General features: G+C 64.6%; 26 protein-coding genes. 17 read left to right on the top strand and 9 right to left on the bottom strand.

What is annotated here, in order from left to right:
• The coding region (locus tag ABTU92_RS07565; RefSeq protein ID WP_408089210.1) for a hypothetical protein at nucleotides 1-531 on the top strand (531 nt) is incomplete at its 5' end.
• On the opposite strand, the gene ABTU92_RS07560 is transcribed toward ABTU92_RS07565, so the two are convergent.
• On the bottom strand, nucleotides 514-711 hold the full coding sequence (locus ABTU92_RS07560) for a hypothetical protein (RefSeq protein ID WP_408089208.1): 198 nt from the start codon (nucleotides 709-711) through the stop codon (nucleotides 514-516). The two genes, ABTU92_RS07565 and ABTU92_RS07560, sit on opposite strands and share 18 nt — an antisense overlap.
• Nucleotides 712-819: 108 nt before the next feature.
• On the opposite strand from ABTU92_RS07560, the gene ABTU92_RS07555 reads away from it, so the two are divergent.
• From ABTU92_RS07555 to rnhA, 10 genes are all read left to right on the top strand, one after another.
• Entirely contained in the window at nucleotides 820-1,680 is an 861-nt protein-coding gene (locus ABTU92_RS07555; protein WP_408089206.1) for a DUF3800 domain-containing protein, read from the top strand.
• Nucleotides 1,681-2,412: 732 nt separating this feature from the next.
• Complete coding sequence (locus ABTU92_RS07550; protein WP_408089204.1) at nucleotides 2,413-2,691, top strand: hypothetical protein; 279 nt, start codon at nucleotides 2,413-2,415, stop codon at nucleotides 2,689-2,691.
• A 4-nt stretch (nucleotides 2,692-2,695) separates the two neighbouring features.
• Nucleotides 2,696-3,358 (top strand): SOS response-associated peptidase, encoded by a 663-nt coding sequence (locus ABTU92_RS07545; RefSeq protein WP_408089202.1) that lies wholly within the window; start codon nucleotides 2,696-2,698, stop codon nucleotides 3,356-3,358.
• 234 nt (nucleotides 3,359-3,592) lie between these two features.
• Nucleotides 3,593-4,009, top strand: coding sequence for a Bro-N domain-containing protein (locus ABTU92_RS07540; RefSeq protein WP_408089200.1), 417 nt, complete (start codon nucleotides 3,593-3,595; stop codon nucleotides 4,007-4,009).
• Nucleotides 3,994-4,215: a hypothetical protein gene (locus ABTU92_RS07535; protein WP_408089198.1), complete on the top strand. Its 222-nt coding sequence runs from the start codon at nucleotides 3,994-3,996 to the stop codon at nucleotides 4,213-4,215. Before ABTU92_RS07540 ends, ABTU92_RS07535 begins: the two co-directional genes overlap by 16 nt.
• A gap of 84 nt (nucleotides 4,216-4,299) precedes the next feature.
• Nucleotides 4,300-4,644: a Bro-N domain-containing protein gene (locus ABTU92_RS07530; RefSeq protein WP_408089196.1), complete on the top strand. Its 345-nt coding sequence runs from the start codon at nucleotides 4,300-4,302 to the stop codon at nucleotides 4,642-4,644.
• Between the two features lie 320 nt (nucleotides 4,645-4,964).
• Nucleotides 4,965-5,111, top strand: coding sequence for a hypothetical protein (locus tag ABTU92_RS07525; protein WP_408089194.1), 147 nt, complete (start codon nucleotides 4,965-4,967; stop codon nucleotides 5,109-5,111).
• 122 nt (nucleotides 5,112-5,233) lie between these two features.
• Nucleotides 5,234-7,021 carry a hypothetical protein gene (locus ABTU92_RS07520; protein ID WP_408089192.1) on the top strand — a complete coding sequence of 596 codons (1,788 nt, stop codon included), beginning with the start codon at nucleotides 5,234-5,236 and terminating at the stop codon, nucleotides 7,019-7,021.
• A 236-nt stretch (nucleotides 7,022-7,257) separates the two neighbouring features.
• The gene (locus tag ABTU92_RS07515; RefSeq protein ID WP_408089190.1) at nucleotides 7,258-7,734 is read left to right on the top strand and encodes an RNase H family protein; all 477 of its coding nucleotides are present in this window, start codon (nucleotides 7,258-7,260) and stop codon (nucleotides 7,732-7,734) included.
• 63 nt (nucleotides 7,735-7,797) lie between these two features.
• Complete coding sequence (rnhA, locus tag ABTU92_RS07510; RefSeq protein ID WP_408089188.1) at nucleotides 7,798-8,277, top strand: ribonuclease HI; 480 nt, start codon at nucleotides 7,798-7,800, stop codon at nucleotides 8,275-8,277.
• Nucleotides 8,278-8,462: 185 nt separating this feature from the next.
• Here the strand turns inward: rnhA and socB are convergent, their stop codons facing one another.
• Nucleotides 8,463-9,185 carry a type VI toxin-antitoxin system SocB family DNA replication inhibitor toxin gene (gene socB, locus ABTU92_RS07505; RefSeq protein WP_408089186.1) on the bottom strand — a complete coding sequence of 241 codons (723 nt, stop codon included), beginning with the start codon at nucleotides 9,183-9,185 and terminating at the stop codon, nucleotides 8,463-8,465.
• Nucleotides 9,163-9,783 (bottom strand): type VI toxin-antitoxin system SocA family antitoxin, encoded by a 621-nt coding sequence (socA, locus tag ABTU92_RS07500; protein WP_408089184.1) that lies wholly within the window; start codon nucleotides 9,781-9,783, stop codon nucleotides 9,163-9,165. The genes socB and socA overlap by 23 nt, the downstream gene beginning before the upstream one ends.
• Nucleotides 9,784-9,991: 208 nt before the next feature.
• On the opposite strand from socA, the gene ABTU92_RS07495 reads away from it, so the two are divergent.
• Nucleotides 9,992-10,663 carry a recombinase family protein gene (locus ABTU92_RS07495; RefSeq protein ID WP_408089182.1) on the top strand — a complete coding sequence of 224 codons (672 nt, stop codon included), beginning with the start codon at nucleotides 9,992-9,994 and terminating at the stop codon, nucleotides 10,661-10,663.
• Nucleotides 10,664-10,753: 90 nt separating this feature from the next.
• On the opposite strand, the gene ABTU92_RS07490 is transcribed toward ABTU92_RS07495, so the two are convergent.
• From ABTU92_RS07490 to ABTU92_RS07470, 5 genes are all read right to left on the bottom strand, one after another.
• Nucleotides 10,754-11,317, bottom strand: coding sequence for a hypothetical protein (locus ABTU92_RS07490; RefSeq protein WP_408089180.1), 564 nt, complete (start codon nucleotides 11,315-11,317; stop codon nucleotides 10,754-10,756).
• Nucleotides 11,318-11,398: 81 nt separating this feature from the next.
• Nucleotides 11,399-12,670: a tyrosine-type recombinase/integrase gene (locus ABTU92_RS07485; protein ID WP_408089178.1), complete on the bottom strand. Its 1,272-nt coding sequence runs from the start codon at nucleotides 12,668-12,670 to the stop codon at nucleotides 11,399-11,401.
• A 563-nt stretch (nucleotides 12,671-13,233) separates the two neighbouring features.
• Entirely contained in the window at nucleotides 13,234-13,503 is a 270-nt protein-coding gene (locus ABTU92_RS07480; protein WP_408089176.1) for a hypothetical protein, read from the bottom strand.
• Nucleotides 13,503-13,790, bottom strand: a complete 288-nt coding sequence (locus ABTU92_RS07475; RefSeq protein ID WP_408089174.1) for a hypothetical protein — start codon at nucleotides 13,788-13,790, stop codon at nucleotides 13,503-13,505. The genes ABTU92_RS07480 and ABTU92_RS07475 overlap by 1 nt, the downstream gene beginning before the upstream one ends.
• 323 nt (nucleotides 13,791-14,113) lie before the next feature.
• Entirely contained in the window at nucleotides 14,114-14,521 is a 408-nt protein-coding gene (locus ABTU92_RS07470) for a hypothetical protein (RefSeq protein WP_408089172.1), read from the bottom strand.
• Between the two features lie 1,212 nt (nucleotides 14,522-15,733).
• Here ABTU92_RS07470 and ABTU92_RS07465 point away from each other — a divergent pair.
• From ABTU92_RS07465 to arsH, 5 genes are all read left to right on the top strand, one after another.
• Nucleotides 15,734-16,579, top strand: a complete 846-nt coding sequence (locus tag ABTU92_RS07465) for a sulfite exporter TauE/SafE family protein (protein ID WP_408089170.1) — start codon at nucleotides 15,734-15,736, stop codon at nucleotides 16,577-16,579.
• 95 nt (nucleotides 16,580-16,674) lie between these two features.
• The gene (locus ABTU92_RS07460; protein WP_111355598.1) at nucleotides 16,675-17,007 is read left to right on the top strand and encodes a helix-turn-helix transcriptional regulator; all 333 of its coding nucleotides are present in this window, start codon (nucleotides 16,675-16,677) and stop codon (nucleotides 17,005-17,007) included.
• Between the two features lie 13 nt (nucleotides 17,008-17,020).
• Nucleotides 17,021-17,893 (top strand): arsenite methyltransferase, encoded by an 873-nt coding sequence (locus ABTU92_RS07455; protein WP_408089168.1) that lies wholly within the window; start codon nucleotides 17,021-17,023, stop codon nucleotides 17,891-17,893.
• 255 nt (nucleotides 17,894-18,148) lie between these two features.
• Nucleotides 18,149-19,372: a nitrate/nitrite transporter gene (locus tag ABTU92_RS07450; RefSeq protein ID WP_408089166.1), complete on the top strand. Its 1,224-nt coding sequence runs from the start codon at nucleotides 18,149-18,151 to the stop codon at nucleotides 19,370-19,372.
• 35 nt (nucleotides 19,373-19,407) lie between these two features.
• Nucleotides 19,408-20,181: an arsenical resistance protein ArsH gene (arsH, locus tag ABTU92_RS07445; RefSeq protein WP_408089164.1), complete on the top strand. Its 774-nt coding sequence runs from the start codon at nucleotides 19,408-19,410 to the stop codon at nucleotides 20,179-20,181.
• Between the two features lie 212 nt (nucleotides 20,182-20,393).
• Here arsH and ABTU92_RS07440 read toward each other — a convergent pair whose 3' ends face one another.
• Nucleotides 20,394-21,581, bottom strand: coding sequence for a thiolase family protein (locus tag ABTU92_RS07440; protein ID WP_408089162.1), 1,188 nt, complete (start codon nucleotides 21,579-21,581; stop codon nucleotides 20,394-20,396).
• Nucleotides 21,582-21,747: the final 166 nt, after the last annotated feature.

Raw genomic sequence — 21,747 nt, 5'->3', positions numbered from 1 at the left:
CTTCTCGGATCGGCTCTGATTGACCCGGTTCGTTTGAAGATGATCGAAGAAATCAATCGAGATGAAGCGAGCGGGCGCCTTTACATAAGCTCGTATTTAACACAACAAGGCCAAGGACAGTGGGCCGATGTTCTTCGCGAAGCAGCACGTTTTGGTACAGACGATAGTCTCGCACAGACGATAATTGCGAACGGGATGCTCAACAAGCAAGCACAACGGAAGAAGCCGAAAGGTGGATATACATGGGTCGACATCCCGCATAATGCGAGTCAAGTATTAGCGGAGGCAGAATATAACAATTTCTTCTGTAGGGGCCTCTCGTCGTACGCAATCGATCAGGGCATTCAGCGGCTGCAAGTATACAGGGCTCGATATTCGAAAAATCCCAGGCAAGAATCAGAGCAGAAAATCGGCCTTCTCGTTGAGCCCACTACTATTCTGACTGATCTACGTGTGAGCCAAGGCGTTGAGTCTGCCCTCGGGATACCGCCCGGTCCAGGCAGCGGGATCAGTCTACGAATTCCCAAATAACAGGTGGCTTCCTGCATCCACCGCATAATCGAATTTGTAATCGTCCTGTTCGAGCACCACGAGAACGGGGTTTCCGATGACCCGAACCCCCAAGTCGCGCCCAAGACTTGATAATCGCCGGGCGAACTCGTCAGCTTTTTCTGCCTCTGGATATGGCTCGTCGTCCGGAGCGACCTTCATCACAAACCCCGCTTTTCAGAAAAACGCCGCCCACGTGGATAAGTTCAGCCCTCGATTTGGAGGCGGCGGCGGGGCCGCTCGCGACTGACCTGCGCCTAGTCGCTGCTTTTGTCTCTTGCAACCATCCCGAGAGCGGCGTCAACTTCTTCTCAGACTCGTCGCAACCGAACGACCGCGCTGCATCTGCGAAACTCTGATGCTGCTGATCTCCGCCCTGAACTGACCGCCATGGCACGCGTCCCTGCATCCGCTAGTGAGTTGAGCGAAGTCTATATCGATGAAACAAGCCAGAATAGGCACGAATACATCGTTATCGGCGGGCTCATAATTCACAATCTTTCTATGCTGGGCGCCGCGAAGTTTACTTCCGCAATACGAAGCCCTGAACTGAACAGTGTGGGTGAAATGAAATGGGGCAAAGTATCGAAAGCAAAACTGCCTGCTTATATACGTTTAGTGGACGGTTTTTTCGCGAATCCTCCGCCCTGTGAGCCGTTCGATATTCACACGATTGTCATAGACACAAAGAAATTGAAAGACAAACAGTTCAATGATGGGTCCCGAGAGATCGGATTTAACAAGGAGATATACCAACTCTGCCAAAAATTTCGGAGACTGTACAGAGGTAGGCTATTCCACATCTATCCAGATGAAAGGCGGACGCCGAATTCATTAGAAGAATTGCGATTGATACTCAATCGAGGGGCCCGCAAGAACGGCGACCCCAGAGAGTGGCCATTTCGTAGAGTGCAATTTCGCGACTCGAAAGTATGTCGCGAAATACAAGTTGTTGATATTTTTATTGGTGCTCTGGCATACAAGTTAAACCGCCACAACGAGTCTTCAGATGCTTCATCGGCGAAAATATATCTATCAGATTACATCATGAGATCTGCCGGGATCAAAGACGTGTTCGCCGATACCGCCCAAAGCGGACGATTTACAATTTGGCACCGGAGGCTGAAATAGGGGCGTCCCGTAGCCCTAGGCCCATAAGGACCACCGTCTAGGACGGGTCCTCGCCCTAGGGCGAGGGTTCAGGCTACGGGAGTGGCGAGAAATCTAGTGATTCCCGACGCGAATTGGAATGACACAAGTCAACTATATTTTGTGTTTTCCCCTTCGCTTTAGTTCAAGCGGTGGTGTCTTGTGGCCCCTCCCCGCAGACGGAGCCGGTCGCAAGGTCCAACCCGATGGCGTTCGACTCGCGAGCGGGACGGCACCCCGCGACCAAACGCGGTATTTCAGCTTCATTTCGGAGGAGAGTGGTCCTTAGGGGTGGGGACAGGAACGTCACCTCCGAGCCGCCAAGGCCCGGCCGCCGGTCGCGGGCGGATCGAACACCACTGCCACCCGCCGGCTCCCGCACCTCGGGCACCGGAGCCGCTCGGCGAGGCGGGCGATGGGGAAGGCCCGACCGCGGGTGCAGACGAGCGTCTGCATGTCCAGCTCGGCACCGAAGCGGCACTCCCGCACGGACTTCATGGCCTCCCGCGTCCCCCATGCGCACCGCATGTGGACCCGCCAGCTCGCGTCCAGGGCCTCGCCCAAGGTCTCGATCATGTGAACAAAGTGAGAACTTTTCCGTGGCCGTCAATCCGCAAGGGCGCTACGGTGCTCTCGTCCGGCCCCGACCAGCCGCCCGCGGCCCCGCTCGTTCGGCGACGTCCCGGCCGCGGCTTCATGTCGGTGAGGTTGGCCATGATCTACTATGTGGCGTTGCCCTTCGTGCGGCTCGACGAGGGCCTTGCTCCCGGCGAGGCGGTCGAGTGCCCCCATGCCGCCGTGGCGATCCGGCGGGCGGCTGCGCTGGCGTCCGCGCCCACCAACGCGGGAGCCGTCGCCTTCTCACGGTCCGGTGACCCCAACACCGGGGACTTCGACGAGGCGGTCGTCTTGCGGGCCTTCGGCGAGGTCCCGGACGACATCGGGGCGCAGCAGCACGACGTTGACCGAGAGGGCTCGACCGGCTTCCCCTGAGCTGATGTGCAATCTCTACTCGATCACCAAGGGGCAGGCGGCGATCCGGGCGCTCTTCCGCGTCGCGCGGGACACCACCGGCAACCTGCCGCCCATGCCCGGCGTCTTTCCCGACTACACGGCGCCGATCGTCCGCGTCGGCCCTGACGGCCGGGAGCTGGCATTGGCGCGGTGGGGCATGCCGTCCCCGGTGTTCGCGCTGAAGGGCCGGACCACCGATCCCGGCGTGACGAACGTGCGGAACGTGAAGTCCCCGCATTGGCGCCGCTGGCTCGGGGAGGGGTGCCGGTGCGTCGTCCCGTTCACGTCGTTCTCGGAGTACGAGACCACGGCCGAGGGGAAGAAGGTCCCGGTCTGGTTCGCGCTCGACGAGAGCCGGCCGCTCGCCGCGTTCGCCGGCATCTGGACGAGCTGGACGTCCGTGCGGAAGGCGAAGGAGGGCGAGGTCACCTGCGACGTGTTCGCCTTCCTGACCACCGACGCGAACGCCACGGTGGCGCCGATCCACCCGAAGGCGATGCCGGTCATTCTGCGGACCGACGACGAGGTCGAGACGTGGCTCCGTGCGCCGGCGGCCGAGGCGCTCGCCCTGCAGAGGCCGTTGCCCGACGACGCGCTCCGGATCGTCGCCCGCGGGGAGCGGAAGGACGAGGCGCCGGGCCTCTGATCGGGGCTGCGGCTCGTTGCGCCAACAGCTACTCCGGGGCAGGCGGCGGAACGACCTCGGCCCCAACGGCCTGATCGGGCGCCGATGTCGTCCGGACGAGCGCCGGAACGTGAACGGGAATACCCTCGGACTTTGCGACGGTATTCGCGGCAAGCGGGTCGTGCTCGCCGCCGAGCTGAACTGGGTGACTTCGACTTCACGGCCCTGGTCGGGGGCGAGGAGATCATCCGCAAGGTGCTGGTGGTGGACCTCGACGGGGCGCCCTGGTTCATCGCTCAGGACGTCTGCAGGGCTCTCGGCTACAAGACGGACGGGCAATCCAACGTCGCCGCGATCCTGCGGAGCGTCGACGAGACCGAGAAGCGGATCATCCACCGGGATACGGTGAATTGTTTTCACCTAAAGACCAGCGGGAACCCGAACCGCTACGTGGTGTCGGAGAAGGGGCTCTACCACTTGAGCTTCAAGGCTCAGCGGATCAGGCCCGAGGTCGTGGCCTTCCAGGACTGGGTGAGTGGTGTGGTCCTGCCGGCGATCCGCAAGGACCACGGCTACATCGCCGGGGAAGAGAAGGTCGCCGCGGGCGAGCTGTCCGAGGACAAGCTGCTCCTGAAGGCCTTCGACTCCTCAAGCGGATGTGCGAGCGGCTGACCGCCGAGCGGGGCTTGCTCGCCGCCGAGCTGAACCGGGTTACCTTCGACTTCACGGCCCTGATCAACGGGCTGGAGACCACCCACAAGGTCCGCGTGGTGACCCTCGACGGGGCACCCTGGTTCGTGGCGAAAGACGTGTGCCGAGCGCTCTGCGTGTCTATGGGCGCCGGCTCGACGGTACACCTGAAACCTCAATCCGATTGAGGTTCGCCGGATGCGGGTCGGCGGACCATCCGGGCCGACCAGTTTGACCCGCAGAATTTCTGCGGGGCAAAGGGGCGGGGAGGGATGCGCGGCTCCACGCCGATCAACGTGCTCGCCGAGGCCGGCCTCTACCGGCTCCTCTCACTGAGCCGGAAGCCGATCGCCGAGCCCTTCAAGGACTGGCTCTACCGCGAGGTGCTGCCGGCGATCCGCAAGACGGGCGGCTACGTCCTGGCCGGCGCCGACCCGGCGACCGTGGAGGTGGGCGCGACCGAGATGATGCCGCTGCCGGCGACCTTCACGGAGGCGCTCCGGCAGCACGCCGCGACCCTCATCCGGCTCGCCGAGGAGCGGGGAGCGTTGCGAAGACGCGACTGGGAGGCCCACGCCCGGACCCAGGCGGAGAAGCAGGCGGCCGAAATCGGGTGAGTAATAGCCTAGACCGCGACGCTCAACCGATCCGGGAGAGATCTGCTTCCACGACCCGGATCTAATCGGGTTGCGTAATAGCCTACGTGCGGCCGCCTCGCCCCGGCCGAAGCCGCACCGCCCAGAAGGGTGAGCAACAGTAGCGCAGAACGCTCAACCTTCGGCCGCATACTCTCGTCCTGCAGCCTCGAATAGCGCTCGGGACCTCTGCGCCCACTTCCCCTGCTCCCCCTGACGACGGTCATGGCTCTCGGCGGTCCTGCCGATTGCTGCCGGCGACCCGTGGCCGCTCGTCAGGCGGAGCACAACCCAATCGGCATATGAACAACAAGCACACTCCTTCGACCTCTTTGGGTCGGGCGCCCGTCCTCGCCCGCATCTCCTCCGCCGTCACGACGCTGCTCGTGATCGACCTTGTCCTTATCTATCTGCCGGCCACCGTCGCGGCTTTCGGGGGTGGCGCGTGAGCGTCGCGGTTCAGCCCGCGCTGACGGCCGGCACCGCGATCTGCTCGCCGCTCGCGCCGGGCGTGCTTCTCCCGCCGTCGCTCGGGTCTGCCGCCGACCACCTGCACTGCGACGAGCTGACTGTGCCGGCCGTGCGCCGCGCCAATCAGTTGCTCACCGGGTTCGGCTCGACCGTCTCCGCCCAACACGAGGAAGCGCTGGCGCGGATGACTGGCGACTTCACGATGCTCGCCACCGGCGAACTGACCGGCCGCCACGCCTATGCTCTTCCGTGCGGATGCGGGAAGACGATCGCGGTCCGGGCGTGGTGCGGGACGTTGGTTCGCGCCGGTCTCCCGTACAGCGTGATGATCACGGCGAGCCGGATCGAGGAGCTGGACGACATCTACAAGCAGCTCATCGCCGAAGGCATCCCGTCCGCGATGATCGGCATCATCCACAGCGAGCCGGCCGGTCATCGGTTCACCGCGCCGACCACCGACAACGACGAGCGGCAAATCCTGATCGTCACCCACATGCGCCTGAAGGGGGCCGGGGGGCTCGACCAGGACGCGCTGACGTACCGGGGCAGACCCCGTGACGTCGTGCTGTGGGACGAAGCGTGCATCGTCTCATCGTCGCGCAGCGTCGGGCACCGCGGGCTCGTCGGGGCGATCGGCTGGATCGAGAACGTCGCCGAAGAGGACGAGCGGCTCGTGGTGCTGTCGCGGTGGCTGCAGCGATGCCGGGCGGCGATCGACCGGGAGAAGAAAGCCCAACGTGCCGATCCCCGGCGCAAGCCGGAGCCTCTCCGACTGCCGGCCCTCACCGAAGGGCAGGCGGCGGGGTTCCTCGCAATGCTGCAGACGGAGGACCTACTCGAGCCGGTGAGGGTGCTCATCCAGATGCACACCGAGCAGCTCCGGCTTCTCGGCAGTGGTCAAGGTGGGGGCGGGGTCCTGACCTACACGATCACGGTCCCGCCCTCGCTCAGCAACGTCGCGATCCTCGACGCCTCGGCGCACATCCGTGAGCTGGTGAAGGAGGACCCGACCATCCACCTCGACGAGTGGTTTCGGCACCGCACCATCAAACAGTACTCGCGTGTCGCCATCCGCCACCTCGGGCGGAGCGGTGGCCGCGACGCGATGACGAAGGAGTTCAGCAAGCGGCGTGAGGACCGTACCCTCTCCAAGGAGATCGCGGCGCAGATCAGGCCCCTTCCGGCGGGCGAGGCCGTGCTGATCTTCACGCACAAGAAGCGCGGGAAGTTCGACATGGCCGAAGTCCTCCGGGGCGACCTCCGGGCGTTCGGTATCGACGTCGACGCCATGGTCCCGAACCCGAACGGCCCTGGTCTCGTGCCGCGGTTCAACTGGCTCACCCACGGCCGGGAGACGGCGAGCAACCACTACAAGCACTGCTCGCACGTCTTCTTCGTCGGGACCGTGCATCTCTCCGACGTCGTGGCGGCCGGCAAGCTCGTCGGCCAGCGCGACGACCTCCTCAGCCACGTCACCCGTGAGCAGATCAAGGAGGTCCAGCGGTCGGAGATCGCCAACGGCCTGTACCAGGGATTGCACCGTGCAGCATGTCGCGACACGGTCGACGGCCAGGCCAAGGCCACCACGGTCTACGTGATCCTCCACGACCGGAAGGCGATCGACCTCGTCGCCTCGCTGATGCCGGGGTGCCGGGTCGAGCGGTGGGAGACGGAGGCCGAGGCGGAGGAGACGAAGACGGACATGGCCGTCCGGAAGATCGTCGGCTTTCTCCGTGGTCTTCGCGACGGCGTGGACCGGGTCTCGGTCAAGATCGCGAAAGCTGCTCTGGGGAGCGACGTGACCGAGAAGGTGTGGCGTCGTGCCCGAGACCGAGCCTGCACCGAGGCCGGGTGGGAGGCCTCGGGTCGTTCGCTCGTCCGGCGATAACCGACCTCGGCCTATTTACTCAAATAGACGTGGGGCCGTTATCCGCGCCCCAGCTCTGTTCCGGCCTCAGCCGGCACTGCGCCCGGACATCCTGCTCCGGGCATCTCACCACCACCTCCACCACCAATCATCACCAGCAGGGTGTCGGACCGTGAGGCCCGGCCGGGGCGGCGTTTGCCGTTCGATCGGTCGGTCCTCCCGCGTTCCGCACCCTCAACTCAGGAAGCATGAGACACATGTTCGATAACTCGTCTGCCATCACCTCGACCGCCGCCATCGCCTACACCGCAGGCCACAGCCTCGGCGTTCATGACCGCGGCGGGTGGGCCGTGATCGTCACCACCCCGACGACCAAGCCGCGGGCTCTGCTCGGTCGGGAGAGGTTCACGACGGAGGCTCGCCAACAATTGACCGCGACGATCGAAGCCCTTCGGTTCTTCAAGCGGGGTGGCCCGGACATCCTGGTCGTCAGCCCCTACGTCGCCCGCGGCATCACCGCGTGGGAGACGGAGGCCGAGAGCCGGCGGTTCCGAGATCGCCGTGGGGATCTGATCTCCAACGTCGACCTGTGGCGGCCCCTGTTCGCCGAGATCGAAGCCCACCCCTACGGAGAACTCAACTGGGGCGCCACGAACCTCGACCCGCTGTTCCTCGAAGGCGTCGCGAGGATGGCGCGGGATCAGGCGCTCAAGACCGACTACTTGGTCCAGTAGGCCACCGTCGTCACGAATGCAGCCCGTCCGGTCCCCTGCCGGGCGGGTTGCACTCCCCCTCGCATGACCACCACCACAAGGAACCAGACCATCACCACCACCATCGCCTACTCGGACGGCTCCTGCCTCGGCAATCCCGGTCCCGGCGGCTGGGCCGTCATCATCACCTCGCCTGACGGGTCGACCCGAACCCTCTCGGGCGGCGAGCCGAACACCACGAACAACAAGATGGAGCTGATGGCCGCCATCATGGCGCTGGAGGCCCTCGCGGACGACGCTCCGGCCGTGCTGTTCCTCGACAGCGAGTATGTCGTGAAGGGCGTCCGGGAGTGGAGGCGCCAGTGGGAGCGGCGCGGCTGGCGCAATGCCGCCGGGAAGCCGGTCGCCAACGCCGACCTGTGGCGTCGGCTCTTCGCCCTCGCCGATGCCCGGCCGTTGGTCGAGCTGCGCTGGCTCCGGGGCCACGCCGGGCACGAGGGGAACGAGGCCGTCGACCGGCTCGCCCGTGCCGAGGCCGAGAAGGTCCGACTGGCCGCGGCATAGACCACGGTCGCCACCACCTGCAGCCCGTCCGGTCCCGTGCCGGGCGGGTTGCGCCCCGGTCGGCCCCCCGAGGGCCGGGATGGTTCGGCGGAAAAATCCGAGGCGCCCCCTCGATCCGCGCCGACGCGGTCATTCCCCCCCGGCCGGGGCGGTCGCTGACCTGGGCAGGGGCGGGGGCGGACAGGTCAGATCAGGCGGTCGCCGCTGCCGCCGGCGGCTCGCTTCCGGGCTTCCGCCACTCGCTCTGCGCAGACCTCATGCCAAATGGCGTAGGTCTCCCTGACCATGTCTTCGAGCTGATCATAAGAAAAGAGCTCAACGCCATCGTCGGTGTAGAGAATTGGCTTTCTCGGGCCTGTGTCAGGAGTAGTAAACTGTAGTATTCCGAGGGTTACATGCGCAAAATCAGGGTTTGCCACACGAATTCGCTCGTACATCATTGAAAAAACGAATCGACGTGCTGCCTTCGTTAACTTGGTTTGCTGTCGCCGCGGGTCAATGAACGGAACAAGCGGCCTTGAATTAAGAGCTAGGACGAGGGAGTGCCAAAAAACTACCTTCTCACCGATGCCGAGCGCCATCGGGAAGAACTCATGTTTCCTTCCAGAAATCTTCTGTTCCACCGTGTAGTTGTACAGTGCTTCTGCCACCCTCAAGTTGGCAATTTCTTCGTCGTCGCTCCGAGAGCACGAACGGATCACGTCAGCAATCAGATTGAAGGGGGTTCTTGGCAGCTCTCCAAAGAGCCCGGAATGGACGTTAAGGAGATCGGCGAATGATTTCCGCACAGGCGCATAACGATATGGCGGGCGCCCCAAGCGAAGATGCTCCAACTGCGCCCGCTTCAGATCAGCGGGCAGTGGCGCAATACGAGCCAAGTCTGTTTCAGGTAAAGGGCGAGTCTTCACCGGGCTCTCCGATTTTTGGGGAATCGCCTACAGACACCTTATGGTACTTGAACCGATCAGCGATCACATCATCGGAGATTCGTAGCCCGATGGCCACCCCTGTTCGCCCCTTGTTCACGACAAAGTCCCACGGGCCGCCTTTTGCGTGGCTGATGTCCACGAGACGCCCTGCTGTGAGCGCCCCGTAAGACGCCATTATTCGTTCGATGTGTCTCCTGATCGTAGGGTCGGCTAGTGGGGGGAGTTCCTTTGGAGCACCTGTGAGGACGTCTTGCCCCGTGGCTCGGAAGTTGATCGGCCGGTCCCCCGCGGCCTTAAAAGCTTGGTAGGCCACCGGGTGGACTGGTCCTAGTTGCCAAGCCTCAAAGTACCCGCTGACGAGCGGGCGCTTGTGCTCGATCAAAAAGAAGCCGTGCGCGAAATATAGCAGTTTCTGCATCGCCAGGTTGGTGACGGAGGAGCGAGTTCGTTCACCCTCCTCCAGGATCAGGTTGGCCACCGCCCTCGGATCGTAAGGAACATTAGACGATGGTTGGGCCGGGGCGTTGGCGAGCACTTTTGAGGATCCTTCCTCGCGGCTGATTTCTTGCGTCGTCATACGCTGACATTCGAGCCACGCGAAGTTCTACGTTAACGGATGGAACAGATCAAGAACATCGCGCTAGCATTCTGTTGGCAATGTCCGCACAGGTATACCCTCGCGGACATTGCGGAGGTGTCGTTTTCCGGCGTCCGTACGGGTTGAAATCGATCTACGGACAGGCTACTGTGCGGACAGTACCCGTACGGACGTCTCGGAGCCTGCCATGTCCACCATCCTCTACGCCCGCGTCTCGACCGCCGAGCAGACCCTCGACCACCAGCGAGCCCATGCCGAGACGGCCGGGTTCACGATCGACGAGGTCGTCGCCGATCATGGGGTCTCCGGCATCAGTACCCGGCTGCGTGACCGCCCGCAGGGTCGGCGGCTGTTCGACATGCTCCGGGCCGGAGACGTCCTGGTGGTGCGGTGGGTCGACCGGCTGGGGCGGAACTACGCTGACGTCTGCGACACCATCCGGGACTTCATGCGCCGCGGCGTGGTGATCCGCACGGTCATCAACAACCTGACCTTCGACGGCGCCACCAAGGACCCGATGCAACAGGCCGTCCGGGACGCGCTGATCGGCTTCATGGCGGCGACCGCACAGGCGAACGCCGAGGCCGTGAAGGAAGCCCAGCGGGCGGGGATCGAGGCTGCGAAGGGCCGGGCGGATCATCGGTACCTCGGCCGGAAGCCCAGCTACACCCGGAAGCAGTTCGCCGAGGTCCGGGAGCTGCTCGGGCAGGGCATCGAAATCACCCGCATCGCCAAGACCACCGGCCTGAGCCGGCAGACGGTCTATCGGATCAAGGACGACCCGGCGGAGGCCGAGGCGGTGCTGATCGGGTGGGAGGCGAAGGGCCCAGCTAGGCACCGGGGCGCCGTGATCGGATGACGGCGGCGGAGCCCGTCAGGATGGGGCCGCGGTCGAGTGCTTTTTCTCGGGCGGAGGTTCGACGGCATCTGTTTTTTGATCGCCGTTGCGTCAGCGCCGGAAGACATGAAGTAGATCGGCATAGCCATCCAGGCGACCCCGGACAACGTCGATCGGCTCCTTGTATCCCTTAAGGGCCCAGTCGGAGAAACGACCGGCGACGTCTTCACCAAGTCGGTTGGCTTCGGGGGCGCCCATCATTCGATTGTGGGCGTTGATGACACCTACCAAGAGGCGTTCAATCTCGTCGGAGGTTTGGAAAACGTGCGGAGCGCAGAGCCACACCGGCATCACGAGCATCGCCAGCTCCATGTCTGTGCCGGTGAGCTGACAAGCCATATCGACTGACGTGAGCGCGACCCACACGACGGCGAAGTCGCGGTCCGAGAGAGACGCGGAAGCAGAAACCGCGCGGTTTGCATTAACCTGTCGAGCAAACAAACCCGCAGTTGCGCCGCACAGCTTAATATCCGCCCGCTCGCCGCATGGCGCCTTATGGCCCTGGGCCACTATCGTTTCCGAGAAGCGCACCAGTCGCTCGCGTTGTTGGTCAGCGATAGCGACGTTGCGAAGGAGTTCCAGCATCCTCTGCTGCTTGCTTTTGAAACCGAACATGTACCACGGCCTTCAATGAAACCCTGTCGACTTACAATAGTGGGATACCTTCTGCAATCCGGGTCCTACGGTTCTTCGTCATCATGCCTGTGAGGCTGGCAGCTTCACCGCCTCGACGCATCTCCGTTTGAGGTCGTCCAGCTCGGCGTCCGAGTAGGTCCGCAGCATCTGCGCGGCACCCTTCTCGTCCCAACCCATCACCTTGAAGATCACGTTGGGGGCCTGGCCGGACGCCTCGGCCTTGGTGGCGAACCAGCGTCGGAACGAGTGGAAGTTGACCTTCGACCGGCGAGCGCCGGGGCGGTGGTCGTCGACTTTGAGGCTGCGGCGGTAGGTGTAGAAGCGCTTCGACACCGCCATGGTGCGGTTGCCGTCCAGGCCCTCGGGGAAGTCCGGGAAGATGTAGCCGTCGTCGGACCGGCCCTTGGTGCGCCGCTCCACGATCTCGCGTAGCGCCGAGTGGATCGGCACCTTGCGGACCGCTGCATCGGTCTTCCCCTTCCACACGCTGAAGCAGCCGTTGCGGCAGTCCTTCACGCGAAGCCGCCCGATCTCGTCGGCCCTCATCCCGGACAGCGCCGCGATCCTCATCATGTCCGCCAGATCAACGTCCGGCGTGCCGCCAAGAAGGGCGCTCATCTCGTCGTCGGTGAAGGCGCGTTCCGGTCCGAGCGGCCCGTCGGGATCGATGCGGTGCGCCTTCTGCTTCGGCAGCGACTTGCCCAGCCACGGGTTGCCCTTGATGCCGCGGCTGTTGCCCAGCCACTTCCAGTACTGGCGCAGCAACGAGAGCTTCTTGTTCGCGGTCTTCCACGGCACGCCCCGGTTCACCAGCGCCTCGTCCCGGAAGTCCGCGGCGACCCGGTCGTCGACGGTTTCGAGGAACGTGCGGCGCCGGTTCTCGGCGCACCAGTCTGCGAACTGCTGCAGCGTCTGCCGCGCCTCCTGCTTGGTCTTGTCGTTGTACGTCGTGGCGTTCAGCCAACGGTCCAGAAAGGCATCCAGCGGCGTCGCCCTGCCGGTGGCAAGGTCCAGGAAGGCCCGCGCCTTGTCGGCGGGCGCCTCGTCGTCATGGTCGTGGAGGGAGGGACGGCGGATCGCCATGTCGATCGCCTCGGCCCGCTCGATGACACGATCCAGCAGGACCTCGCGCTCGTCCTCGTCGTCAGCCCTGGTGATGTGCTCCCGCCATTCCAGCGCTTCCTGGACGATCGGATCGCCCTGGTCGCCCTTCGGCCGGCCGGCGGCCGTGATCTCGGCCTTCAGGTCCTTGACCGCCCCCCAGCGGGCGGCCCGAGCAACGTCGACGTTCGTCGTCTGCAGCGAGCGGACGAGCCGCTTCTTGCCGAGCACACTGCGCAGCGTCCGCGGCACCTCGACGGTGGCGTACCACGTCGTCCCGTCACCCCTCGGCTGCGTCAGGTATCGGTAGTCGCCGCGCCCGGTCGTCGCCGCTCGTCGCCCTGGTCTCGATCCCATGCCCCTAACGCTGCCCCCAACGCTCTGCCCCTAACGCCTAGGCCAAGATGTGCGCGAATGCCAGTGTTTTCTGGGGTTCAGAGCTCAACGGGGGAGGGTCCCACTCCCTCCGCCAGCGGACCGAGCCGACCTGGCATCGAAATTTCTCCGCTCAACGGTCGTCGACCGGCGCAAAATCTACCGGTGCGCGCGATAGCGGCTCGCATTGCGAGCTTCGTAGGCCGTTCTCTCCGGGCGAGTCGATTATTTCTTCGGCGTGAACCGCACAACAATTTCTCGAAGTATGGCTTCGACGTGTGGCACGTCATGCCGGATGCGTTGAACCTGGGCGACCGCTTCGGATGGGTAATATACCTTTCCCTCCTCGTAGTCGAAGATTACACCATCGGTGGCTCGTACGTAGGCTGCGGCTGCCATCCAGGCCGCTTGAAGTTCATTCAAGTCGCCTTTCCAGCGCAGCCCCAGTGCGAAATTCCAGCCCGACCCAAGTTGGAAAGTCCGAGGGATTGAACAACCTCGTTTGCATCGTCTCGGTAACATTCGAAACCCGTCAGTGTCTCACCGAGGCGTGCAGGGATAAACCCGCCGTCTTCGACCGAAATGGTCGGGTCGAGCCGGAGGGGAAAGCCGATTGCGTCGATCGAGTCCTGCCACTCGCTCACTGTTTTTAGATAAAGGTCGGAAAGGATCTCGATCTCCATGCTCATTAGGCGCTCCTCCGATAATTCACAAAGTTTCGAAAGACACCGGAGAGCAACGCGCATTTCGGCGTCACGCCTCTGATGGCATGCAATTCGATGATGGGGATGTTCGGTCCGACCCCTGTCTTCTGGCGCAGTTCCCTGACACGACCAGGCGTCAGGCCTTTTTCTCCCGTCTTAAGGTCGTAAATCGCGATGATATCTCCAGCTTCATTCCGCAGCAGGATATCGGTTCTGATGCTGCCCTTCGAGCCGTAAGATGCGCCAGGTTCAGCACCAAACGTCGTTTCCACGTCGAAAAATCCAATACCGGAATAGCATTCCTTCTGCCGACTTCGCCCGGGTTGCGCCGCTCATGCTCACACCCTACACGAGAGACTCAAACGGAAGCCGGCGCGGAGCTTTCGTCTCCCATTCACACTGTCGATTTTGCGCGAATCCGCTCTCGCACGATCTCGTGCGTCGATCGATGTGGAGAACGTTCGCCTTCCGCTCCACTCCCTCCGCCAGCGGACCGAGCCGACCTGGCATCGAAATTTCTCCGGGGTACGCTTCTTGAGCGGTTCGCCTCCGAGGCGCCGCGCTGAATATGTCGCGACTCTTCGCTGTCCTTCGTTCAATCCTGCTCTGTGCCGCGGCGGCTGCCTTCGTATTCGAACCCCCGATACTCGGCTGGAAAATACTGCCGCTGTAGCCCGTCGATGATCACGTGAGGACGGATGTACAATCCCATTCTCGGCCAATCGTCGAGATGATCGGGATCAGCAACGGCGACCACGATCTCCCATCCGGGGTACGCCGCGACGACGTGTTGAAGGCTCTCGATGACTTGGGGGCGCAATAGCGCGAGGTTCGCGATGGTGACCTTCACTTGGGGGTAGCCCCAGTAGTCGCCATAGATCGAGTAGTCGCCCGTCTCCAGCAGGCTATCGTGCTTTCCGAACTGCGCGAGCAGCGTCCCGATCTCGCCGGCCAAACGTTCGAACGTTTCCGTCTGGAGGTTGTCGCGGTCTGGGCCAGTCATTCTCGCTCCTTACTCATTTCCGCGAGGGATACGGCGAAGCCAGTGAATGACTTCCCGCATATAGAGTCTCATGTTGAGCGATCTGATTTGCGGATCAGTGCTGCGCTTGGTGGCATCAACAAAACTCCGAGCTTGATCCGGCGACATGTCCTCGACGCGAATGTTGTGTTGCTTTAGAAAGCGATCGAAGCTCTCTTTTACTGCCTTATTATACGTAAGATGCTCATTGCTCCATCCGTGCGGTCCTGCGCGGAGTGGTCCCGTGACAGCCGTTTCGAATACCTTTCGCGTCTCAGGACGGAGGGGGAGCTTCTCATAGAGGGATCTGTGGACGAAATGATGACCCCTCGGTGCTGACCCCGGCGAAACGCTCGCACCCTCGGCAGCGCTTGCACCTGACCCCGCACCGCCAGACCAGCGCCCACTGATCTCACCATTTCCTTTTGGCCAACGCGGTTGGTCCTCTTTGAACCCCGCTTTCTGTTCCGCATCGAAAAAGAGGACAAGATCGAGTTGGAACTGACGAAAGGCCAAATTCGATTTGATGCGGAGCCACTCGGCGTGTTGATGTGGTCCCGGAGGTAGCAGTTTCGCCAAACCCAGCAAGACCCTCTCGGCTGCCACTAACGACTTGTATCGGAGAATTTGGGAGGCGAGGTCGGGAGAGGTTGCCATGATCGGTGTTCCGGTTGATCACGACAATAATCCTACGCCGGTCGAGCAAGGCCGGCAAGGAAAAAAATCCTATTGTCAACTTTGCCAGATTGCACCGCTCGTGCTCACACCTCCGGACGTGAGGCTCAAACGGAAGCTGGTGCGGAATATTCGTCTCCGATTCGCGCTGTCACTTTTTGCGATCGGGTCCGCCCTGGCACGATCGAATACGCTGGGCGACATGGAGAATGTTCGCCCCCAACTCCACTCCCTCCGCCAGCCCGAGCGCGCCAGAGCGGGACATCCGTCGCCAGATTGCGAAATTAAAACAAACGTTTCAGCGGTTTGGTGCCCTGACGCGGCTCCGGGCCGTTCGCGCTCGGTCGCCATCGTTTCGAGCCGATTTTGTGCCGATTGCCTTGAACCCGTTCTTGAATTTTTCCGATCTGAGGATCTTCAACATCGTCGTCACCTCCGGCGTGTCGAAATCCGTCGTTCATGTAGACGCTCTAGGCGGAGATCGAGTGACACGGCGCGAGACCGATCCGGAGCCTCCCAATGGCCGCGCATCCTGCGCCCGAACTCGTTCAGCCCGTCGTGGACACCGCCTTCTGTCGCGCCGATCGTCCGCGTCCGATCCCCGCCTTTGCCGGCGGCGGACTGATCGGCCTGCTCGGCGGTCTGATCGGTCTCGGCGGCGCCGAGTTCCGGCTGCCGCTCCTCATCGGCCCGTTCCGGTTTCGTGCGCTCGAAGCCGTGATCCTCAACAAGGCGATGAGCCTCGTCGTGGTCGCCACCGCCCTGCCGTTCCGGGCCGGGACGGTTCCGTTCGCGACCGTCGCGGCGCACTGGCCCACGATCGCCAACCTGCTGGCCGGCAGCCTGCTCGGCGCGTGGCTGGGCGCCGGATGGGCGACGAAGCTCGGATCCCGCGCCCTCTACCGCGTCCTCGCCGTCCTTCTGATGTTGATCGCCTTGGTGCTCGTCCTCGGGCACGGCACCACGGCCGCCGAGCCCCTGTTCACCGGGGTCTGGCAGATCGTCGCCGGGATCGCAGCGGGGTTCGCGATCGGCGTCGTCGCCTCGCTGATGGGAGTCGCGGGCGGCGAGCTTCTGATCCCGACGCTGGTCCTGCTGTTCGGGGCCGACATCAAGCTCGCCGGCAGCCTGTCGCTGGCCGTCAGCCTGCCGACCATGATCGTCGGCTTCACCCGTTACAGCCGCGACAGCGCCTTCGCGGTCGTCACCCGGAACAGGAGCTTCGTGCTGGTCATGGCGATCGGGTCGATCGTCGGCACCTTCGTCGGAGGCCGGCTGCTCGGGATCGTGCCGGACCATGTCCTGCTGCCGATCCTGGCGCTGATCCTCGTCGTCTCGTCCGTGAAGGTCTGGCGGCACGGGTGACCGATCGGGGTGGGAGAAGGCTCGCGCAGGAAAACCCGACGGCGGGATGGACTCTAAAATTCGATAATGATAGAAATACAGAAATAGGAGGCGCCATGCCGAACGACGCGGATGTTGTCCGCTTCGCCGACATGCTGGCTGCGATGGGGGCCGAGCCGCGTCTGCGGATCGTTCGGCTTCTCTTGTCCGCCCATCCGGAGGGGCTCGTCGTCGGCGAGATCGGCGAAAGCCTCGGTATCGCGCCGTCGACACTCTCCCACCATCTCGAGAAGCTGAAGACGGAAGGCCTGGTGAAGGTGAGCCGCGAAGGAACGTTTCTGCGCTACACGGCCGATTCCGTCGCCCTCGGTGAGCTGCTCGCCTTTCTGTATGCCGAATGCTGCACGCGCACCAAGGTCGTGCGTCCCGAGGACATCACCTGCTGCTGAGAGGAGATCGGCCATGACCGGACCGGACGTGAAGGACGTCGTGCGGGAGAAATACGCCCGGGCGGCCCTGCAGGTCGTCGATGGCGGCAGTGCCTGTTGTGGACCCTCGGGGCGCGGCGGCTGCGATCCGATCACCACGGACCTGTACGATGCGGGCGACGCCGCGGGCGTTCCGGCCGAGGCGCTGCTGGCATCGCTCGGCTGCGGCAACCCGACGGCGCTCGCGGCGCTGGCCCCGGGCGAGACGGTGCTCGACCTCGGCTCCGGCGGCGGCATCGATGTGCTGCTGTCGGCGCGCCGGGTCGGGCCGACCGGCAAGGCCTATGGCCTCGACATGACCGACGAGATGCTGGCGCTCGCGCGCGACAACCAGCGCAAGGCGGGGCTCGACAATGTCGAGTTTCTGAAGGGCGAGATCGAGGCGATCCCGCTGCCCGACGACGCGGTCGACGTGATCATCTCGAACTGTGTGATCAACCTGTCGGGCGACAAGGACCGGGTTCTTCGCGAGGCGTTCCGCGTGCTGAAGCCCGGCGGCCGCTTCGCGGTGTCCGACGTGGTCACGCGCGGCGACATTCCCGCGGCGCTGCGCACCGACATGCTGTTGTGGGTCGGCTGTCTGGCCGGTGCGCTCGACGAGGGCGACTACGTGGCGAAGCTCGCCGCCGCCGGCTTCGTCGACATCGCCATCGAGCCCACTCGGGTCTACAAGGTCGAGGACGCGCGCGACCTCCTGGTCGGCAAGGGCCACGACGTCGACGCCTTGGCGGCCGAGCTGGACGGCAAGTTCTTCGGCGCCTTCATCCGTGCCCGCAAGCCCGGCGGAACCGAAAGCCCCGGCGCCGGGGGCGGTGGGTGCTGCGCCACGTCGTGCTGCGGCGGGTGACGCTACGGCTCCTCTCCCTCGGCGGAACGCTTGTCTGCCCGCTCGTGGACCGGGCGAGCAGACAGTGCTGTCGAGCACGCACCCCGACCGGCAAGGGGAGGGAGGCGTTCGCAGCGCCGTCGAGTCCCGGACGGACGTGCGGCCCACCGTCGAAGGACGAACGGTCCTCGACACGTGAAATCTCGATGCCCGCAGACATTGTCCAACGATGCGTCGATCATCGTCTCACCGGTTCGGACTCGCGGGGATGGTGAGATGATCCGCGTCAAGCCGCTCATCACGCTCGTCTGCGCGGCCGAAATCGCCGGGATGGCCGCCTATGCCGGCTTCGTGGCGCAACTCCCGCTGCTGAGTGCGGCATGGGACCTCACGGCCTCGCACGCAGGCTGGGTCAGTGGCGCCTTCTATGCCGGTTACGGCTTGGCCGTGCCGATCCTGGTGACGCGGACCGACCGGACCGACCCGCTTCGCGTCTATCTGCCCTCGATGCTCGCCACGGCGGCCGGCGCGCTCGGTTTCGCCCTGTTGGCCGACGGTTTCTGGTCGGCTCTGCTTTTCCAGGTGATCATGGGGGCTGGTCTGGCCGGCACGTACATGCCGGGATTGCGCCTACTGACCGACCGCCTGGAGGGGGCGGCGCAGTCCCGCGCCGTCGCCCTCTACACCTCGAGCTACGCCATCGGCACCGGCTTCTCGTTCGCGATGATCGGCGTCCTGTCGACGTGGCTCGGCTGGCGCTGGGCTTTCGGCCTGGCTGCAATCGGTCCCGTGACGGCCGCCATCACGGTCGCCATGGTGTTTCGCGGGCAAGCGCGCCGGCGAACGGCCGCGTCGCAAGACCCCGGTCGGCAGCAGTTCGTCGCGGTGCTGCGTGACCGTGCCGTGATGGCCCGAGCCGTCGCCTACGGGGCACACAACTTCGAGCTCTTCGGTTTGTGGTCCTGGGCGGTCGCCTTCCTGACCTTTGCCTACGCGCTGCGGCCCGGCGATCCGCTGCAGATCGAGCCGACGCTCGTCGCGGCGGTCCTGACTCTGCTCCTGCTGCCCGCGAGCGTCGGCGGCAACGAGCTCGCGTTGAGAATCGGCCGCCGCCGCTGGATCGTCAGCGTCATGATCGGCTCGGCCGCGCTCGCACCGGTGGTGGGCTTCGCGGCCGGTGAGGTCGTCTCGGCAGTGCTGATCGCACTCTGTCTCGTGTATGGCGTCGCAGTGGCGGCGGAATCGGGGGCTTTGACGTCCTCCGTGGTGGCCACCGGCGACACCCGGCAGCGCGGCGCGATCATGGCCGTCTATTCGATGGTGGGGTTCGCCGGGGCCTTTGCCGGTCCTCTCGTCTTCGGCTGGGTGCTCGGCGGCGTCGGCGCCGGAAGCGGAGCCGGATGGGGCGCCGCCTTCGCCGCCATGGGCCTTGGCGCGCTCGTCGGACCAGTGGCCTTGCTGCTCGTCGATCGTCGCGGCGGCGATCGGCCACGCTCATGAATCTCTCTCTCTCCAGCACGACCAGAAGGGGCCGAATGATGGACGATCTTCCGAGCGCGGCGGTCGAGCACCTCGACCTGCCGTCCTGGGGAAAGCTACAGCCGGTGCGGGCTTCGGCGCACCCTCCGCGAATTCTCCTGCTCTACGGGTCGTTGCGCGAGCGCTCCTACAGTCGCTTGCTGACGCTCGAGGCCGAACGGCTCCTGAATCATTTGGGCGCGGAAACCCGCGTGTTCGACCCACGTGGCCTGCCGCAGCCCGACACTGTGCCTCCGAGCCATCCGAAGGTCGCGGAGCTGCGCGAGCTGTCGATGTGGTCGGAAGGCCACGTCTGGTGCTCGCCCGAGCGGCACGGGACGATAACGGGAATCTTCAAGAGCCAGATCGACTGGTTGCCCCTCGAGGTGGGCGGGATACGGCCGACGCAAGGGCGAACGCTCGCCGTCATGCAGGTTTCGGGAGGGTCGCAGTCCTTCAATACGGTGAATGCGCTCCGTGTTCTCGGTCGGTGGATGCGGATGGTCACGATTCCCAACCAGTCGTCCGTACCGAAGGCGTTTCAGGAGTTCGACGACGCGGGGCGCATGAAGCCGTCGCCCCTCTACGACCGTGTCGTCGACGTGATGGAGGAGCTGGTGAAGTTCACGCTGCTGGTGCGCGACCGCTCGGACTACCTGACCGACCGGTACAGTGAGCGAAAGGCCGACGGGCCGAAGGACGCCAGCACCGACCTGAGCGCGATTGCGATCAGTCATGAAAGATCCGTCGAGCGGCCGGTCGGGCTGCCCGGTGTGAGGAACTCCGATTGACCGATCTCCGCCTCGCAGCGTCGATCGCAGCTGCTCCCGGACGCGGTGCGCCCTATGCTCCTCGTGCTGCGATGGTCGACGCTGACGGCTCCTGTCCGGGAGCGGGCCGAGAGATCCGGCCGTCCACGGTCGGCCGAGTGTTGCATACCGGCTCCCGCGCAGCGGGATCGGCGGCGCGAACCGGGCTCACCGGCTCGCGCCGCCGGGATCGGTCACCGCACGACTTCGAGGGCCAGCGCGATCCCCTGGCCGCCGCCGATGCACAGCGTGACGATGCCGCGGTCGAGCCCGTCGCGCGTCATGGAATGAAGCAGCCGCGTCGTCAGGATCGCACCGGTCGCGCCGATCGGATGCCCGTGCGCGATCGCGCCCCCTTCGACATTGACGATGTCCTCCGGCAGGCCGAGCTCGCGCAGCACGGCGAGCGTGATCGCCGTGAACGCCTCGTTGATCTCGATCCGCTCGACGGAGGCGATCGTCCAGCCGGCGCGGTCGAGGGCCTGGCGGACGGCCGGCACCGGCCCGATGCCGAACATGCCGGGATCCACGGCTCCGATGCCGAACGAGACGAGCCGGGCCATCGGCGTCAGCCCGATGCTCTCCGCGAATGCGCGGTCCGCCACGATCATGGCGCCGGCACCCGTGTTGAGGCCCGGCGCATTGCCGGCCGTGATCGTCCCGTCCTTGCGGAACGCAGGCTTGAGCTTCGCGAGCGACTCCAGCGTCGTGTCCGGCCGGTTGTGCTCGTCCCTCGCGAACAGCTCCGGCCCCTTGCGGCCCCGGATCTCGACCGGGACGATCTCGGCGTCGAACCTGCCGGCGGCCTGGGCCGCGGAGAACCGCGTCTGTGAGCGTTCCGCCCAGCGGTCCTGATCGGCCCGGCTGACCCCGAACTTCTCCACCAGATCCTCGGTGTGCCACCCGGCGTGCTGATCGGAGAAGGCATCGTTGAGGCCGTCCCGCAGCATGGCGTCGAAGATCGGGGCGTCGCCCATGCGATAGCCCCACCGGGCACCGGTCATGAGGTAGGGGGCCGTGTCCATGTTCTCCATTCCGCCGGCGACCTCGGCCTTGGCGAGCCCGAGCCAGATGTCCTGGGCCACCGAGGCGATGGCCTGAGCGCCGGAGCCGCAGACGCGGTTCACGGTCATGGCAGGGGCTCCGACCGGCACGCCGCCGGCGACGGCCGCCTGGCGTGCGGGGTTCATCTTGTTCCCGGCCTGAATGACGTTGCCGAAAACGACTCCCTCGATTCGTGCGGGATCGACGGTCGACCGCCGGAGCGTCTCCCGGATGACGGTCGCTCCCAATTGCACCGCAGGGATCGCCTTCAGCGAGCCGTTGTAAGTCCCGATCGCCGTACGAACGGGCGCACAGATGACAGCTTCGGGCTTCGACATGGCAGCATCCTCGTCTCGTCCTTCCCGTGCCCAGCCGACCGCGACGGCGCGAAAGCGCATTGATGTGGGTCACAATCGCGGGCCCGTCTCGGAGACCTCGTGACGCGCCGCGTCGGCGAGAGGGGCCATCGGGGCCGGGTCTGCCGTCGTCCCCGACCGTCGGCCA

This window comes from Rhodoplanes sp. SY1, assembly GCF_046000175.1.
Lineage (GTDB): Bacteria > Pseudomonadota > Alphaproteobacteria > Rhizobiales > Xanthobacteraceae > Rhodoplanes.
The sequence above is the reverse complement of the archived record's forward strand: the minus strand, read 5'-3'. Positions and strand labels throughout refer to the sequence as shown.

Excerpts from the sequence above, each read along its gene's own strand:
- ABTU92_RS07560 (WP_408089208.1), bottom strand. The coding sequence starts at position 711 with ATGAAGGTCGCTCCGGACGACGAGCCATATCCAGAGGCAGAAAAAGCT.
- ABTU92_RS07550 (WP_408089204.1), top strand. The coding sequence starts at position 2,413 with ATGATCTACTATGTGGCGTTGCCCTTCGTGCGGCTCGACGAGGGCCTT.
- ABTU92_RS07545 (WP_408089202.1), top strand. The coding sequence starts at position 2,696 with ATGTGCAATCTCTACTCGATCACCAAGGGGCAGGCGGCGATCCGGGCG.
- ABTU92_RS07535 (WP_408089198.1), top strand. The coding sequence starts at position 3,994 with ATGTGCGAGCGGCTGACCGCCGAGCGGGGCTTGCTCGCCGCCGAGCTG.
- ABTU92_RS07530 (WP_408089196.1), top strand. The coding sequence starts at position 4,300 with ATGCGCGGCTCCACGCCGATCAACGTGCTCGCCGAGGCCGGCCTCTAC.
- ABTU92_RS07525 (WP_408089194.1), top strand. The coding sequence starts at position 4,965 with ATGAACAACAAGCACACTCCTTCGACCTCTTTGGGTCGGGCGCCCGTC.
- ABTU92_RS07515 (WP_408089190.1), top strand. The coding sequence starts at position 7,258 with ATGTTCGATAACTCGTCTGCCATCACCTCGACCGCCGCCATCGCCTAC.
- rnhA (WP_408089188.1), top strand. The coding sequence starts at position 7,798 with ATGACCACCACCACAAGGAACCAGACCATCACCACCACCATCGCCTAC.
- socA (WP_408089184.1), bottom strand. The coding sequence starts at position 9,783 with ATGACGACGCAAGAAATCAGCCGCGAGGAAGGATCCTCAAAAGTGCTC.
- ABTU92_RS07495 (WP_408089182.1), top strand. The coding sequence starts at position 9,992 with ATGTCCACCATCCTCTACGCCCGCGTCTCGACCGCCGAGCAGACCCTC.
- ABTU92_RS07490 (WP_408089180.1), bottom strand. The coding sequence starts at position 11,317 with ATGTTCGGTTTCAAAAGCAAGCAGCAGAGGATGCTGGAACTCCTTCGC.
- ABTU92_RS07480 (WP_408089176.1), bottom strand. The coding sequence starts at position 13,503 with ATGAGCATGGAGATCGAGATCCTTTCCGACCTTTATCTAAAAACAGTG.
- ABTU92_RS07470 (WP_408089172.1), bottom strand. The coding sequence starts at position 14,521 with ATGACTGGCCCAGACCGCGACAACCTCCAGACGGAAACGTTCGAACGT.
- ABTU92_RS07465 (WP_408089170.1), top strand. The coding sequence starts at position 15,734 with ATGGCCGCGCATCCTGCGCCCGAACTCGTTCAGCCCGTCGTGGACACC.
- ABTU92_RS07460 (WP_111355598.1), top strand. The coding sequence starts at position 16,675 with ATGCCGAACGACGCGGATGTTGTCCGCTTCGCCGACATGCTGGCTGCG.
- ABTU92_RS07455 (WP_408089168.1), top strand. The coding sequence starts at position 17,021 with ATGACCGGACCGGACGTGAAGGACGTCGTGCGGGAGAAATACGCCCGG.
- ABTU92_RS07450 (WP_408089166.1), top strand. The coding sequence starts at position 18,149 with ATGATCCGCGTCAAGCCGCTCATCACGCTCGTCTGCGCGGCCGAAATC.
- arsH (WP_408089164.1), top strand. The coding sequence starts at position 19,408 with ATGATGGACGATCTTCCGAGCGCGGCGGTCGAGCACCTCGACCTGCCG.
- ABTU92_RS07440 (WP_408089162.1), bottom strand. The coding sequence starts at position 21,581 with ATGTCGAAGCCCGAAGCTGTCATCTGTGCGCCCGTTCGTACGGCGATC.